The 2500-nt window shown below is 73.4% G+C and carries 4 protein-coding genes; 3 read left to right on the top strand and 1 reads right to left on the bottom strand.

What is annotated here, in order from left to right; all coding sequences use genetic code 11:
* From AB0G02_RS35185 to AB0G02_RS35175, 3 genes are all read left to right on the top strand, one after another.
* On the top strand, nt 1–595 hold a 595-nt coding region (locus tag AB0G02_RS35185; protein WP_360803254.1), incomplete at its 5' end, for an NAD(P)-dependent alcohol dehydrogenase.
* Nucleotides 596–656: 61 nt separating this feature from the next.
* A complete protein-coding gene (locus AB0G02_RS35180; protein ID WP_360803251.1) occupies nt 657–1283 on the top strand; it encodes an ATP-dependent Clp protease proteolytic subunit in 627 nt (208 codons plus the stop codon).
* A complete protein-coding gene (locus AB0G02_RS35175; RefSeq protein WP_360803248.1) occupies nt 1280–1870 on the top strand; it encodes an ATP-dependent Clp protease proteolytic subunit in 591 nt (196 codons plus the stop codon). The genes AB0G02_RS35180 and AB0G02_RS35175 overlap by 4 nt, the downstream gene beginning before the upstream one ends.
* A 15-nt stretch (nt 1871–1885) precedes the next feature.
* On the opposite strand, the gene AB0G02_RS35170 is transcribed toward AB0G02_RS35175, so the two are convergent.
* Entirely contained in the window at nt 1886–2233 is a 348-nt protein-coding gene (locus tag AB0G02_RS35170) for a helix-turn-helix transcriptional regulator (protein ID WP_360803245.1), read from the bottom strand.
* Between the last annotated feature and the right edge of the window lie 267 nt (nt 2234–2500).

Raw genomic sequence — 2500 nt, 5'->3', positions numbered from 1 at the left:
GGCGGCGAACACCGCGCTCGTGGGCCTGCGCGACCTCGGGCGGGTGGCGGCCGGGCAGCGGGTCCTGGTCAACGGCGCGTCCGGCGGGGTCGGCACGTTCGCCGTGCAGCTCGGCAGGTGGCTCGGCGCGGACGTGACCGCCGTGTGCGGTCCCCGGAACGTGGACCTGGTGTCCTCGCTCGGCGCGCACCACGTCATCGACTACACCCGGGACGACTTCACCCGCGACGAGGGCCGCTACGACGTCGTGCTCGACCTGGTGGGCAACCACCCGTTGTCCGGGCTCCGGCGCGCGCTCAGGACCGGCGGCACCCTGGTCCTCTCCGGCGGCGGGGTGTCCACCGGCGGGAGCCTGCTCGGGCCGATGGGCCTGATCGTCCGCGGGTCGCTGGCCGGTCGGCTGGCCCGCCGGCACCGGGTGCTCGTCCTGGAGGCGAAGCCGAGCGCGCGGAACCTCGCGACGCTGCGGGACCTCGCGGAGGCGGGCGAGCTGGTGCCGGTCGTCGACCGGACCTACCCGCTCGACCGGGTGCCCGACGCCATCCGGTACGTCGAGACCGAGCACGCGCGCGCCAAGGTCGTCATCACGCTGTGAGCGGATCCGCCCACAGCAGGAGGACCGGCGGAGGGCGTCGGGTCGGCGGCATGGTCGGGGCATGACGGACAACGAGAAGCGGCCGCTGTTCGACCACCGGCTCCGGGAGCGGTTCTTCAGCCAGCGGGTCCTGGTGCTCGACGGCGTGCTCGACGACGACAACGGGACGGTGCTGGCCACCCAGCTGCTGTCCCTGGCGGGCGAGGACCCGAGGAAGGACATCGCGCTGTGGATCCACTCGCCGGGCGGCTCGGTGCCCGCGATGCTGGCCATCCGCGACGTGATGCGGCTGGTGCCGTGCGACGTGGCGACCCTCGCGCTGGGGCTGGCGTGCAGCGCCGGTCAGTTCCTGCTGTCCGCGGGCACGCCGGGCAAGCGCTACGCCCTGCCGCACGCCCGCATCCTGATGCACCAGGGCTCGTCGGGCATCGGCGGCTCGGCGGTCGAGGTGGAGGTGCAGGCGGACGACCTGAGGTACACCCGGGACACGGTGATCCGGCTCGTCGCGGAGGACACCGGCCAGCCGGTGGACCGGATCTTCGCCGACTCGCTGCACGACCGCTGGTTCACCTCCGAGCAGGCGCGGGAGTACGGCTTCATCGACCACGTGGTCGACGACCTCGGTCAGGTGCTGCCGGTGCGCAATCACGAGCTGGGGCTCGGCTCCGCCAAGGGGGTCCGCGCGTGAGCACCTACACCATCCCCAACGTCATCACCCGGGGCGCGGGCGGCGAGCGGATCATGGACGTCTACTCGCACCTGCTGTCGGAGCGGATCGTCTACCTCGGCACGGCCATCGACTCCGGGGTGGCGAACGCGCTGATCGCCCAGCTGCTGTACCTGGAGTCGAGCAGCCCGGAGCAGGAGATCAACCTGTACATCAACTCCGAGGGCGGCGACCCGTCCGCGATGCTCGCGCTCTACGACACCATGCGCTACATCAAGGCGCCCGTCGCCACGACGTGCGTCGGCCAGGCGGTCGCGGCCGGTGCGGTGCTGCTGGCGGCGGGCGAGGCCGGGCGTCGCTACGTGCTGCCCCACACCAGGGTGGTGCTGCACCAGCCGGCCGCGCAGGGCCGGGGCACGATCCCCGACCTCATCCTCCAGGCCGACGAGGTGGTGCGGGTGCGCACGCAGCTGGAGGAGATCCTGTCCGTCCACACCGGTCACGACGTGGAGGAGCTGCGGCACGACACCGACCGGGACCGCGTGTTCGACGCGGCGGGCGCGGTCGGCTACGGGCTGGCCGACCACGTCATCGACCACCGGCCCTGATCCGGGAACGTCCGCTCAGGCGGCCATGAGCACGGGTCCCGCGGGGCGACGACCGACCGCGGGACGCGTGCCGCGGAGCCGCCGGACGTCGTGGGCGATGCCGCCGAGCAGGTCGGCCAGGTCGACGCCGAGCGCGCCGGTGACGGCGGCGATCATCTCGCTCGACGGCTCCTTGCGCCCGCGTTCGATCTCGGACAGGTACTGCGGCGAGATGCCTGCCCGCTCCGCGACGTCGACGAGGCGGCCACCCCGCTCCTCCCTCGCGGCGCGCAGGCTGCGCCCGAGCACCTCGCGCCACAACGGCTCGGGCTCGCGGCCCGCCGAGGGGGTGCGGTTCCGGTCGAAGCTCAGGATGTCCGCCATGCGGTCATCCTGACATCGGCGCGGCACCCGCGGGACGGGGCTTCGCTCCCAGCGGAACTCGCGCGAGCCGGGCGGTGTGGGCGGCGCTGGACGGCGTCGGCTCGCACGACCGATGAGCGCGGCGGGTCCGGCCCGGACATGCTTCGATCGACGGGTGGACGAGGTGCGCAGCCTGACCGAGCAGATCCTCGCCCGGCTGGGTGACGACGAGGACGTGCTCAGCGACTCCCTGGCCGAGCTCGGCCAACGGCTCTGGTCGGCTGCGGG

The organism is Actinosynnema sp. NPDC023658 (assembly GCF_040639995.1).
Classification (GTDB): domain Bacteria; phylum Actinomycetota; class Actinomycetes; order Mycobacteriales; family Pseudonocardiaceae; genus Actinosynnema.
Note: the sequence above shows the minus strand (reverse complement) of the source record. Positions and strands in the feature narration are given on the sequence as shown.

Coding starts and splice junctions, on each gene's coding strand:
- AB0G02_RS35170 (WP_360803245.1), bottom strand. CDS start 2,233: ATGGCGGACATCCTGAGCTTCGACCGGAACCGCACCCCCTCGGCGGGC.
- AB0G02_RS35180 (WP_360803251.1), top strand. CDS start 657: ATGACGGACAACGAGAAGCGGCCGCTGTTCGACCACCGGCTCCGGGAG.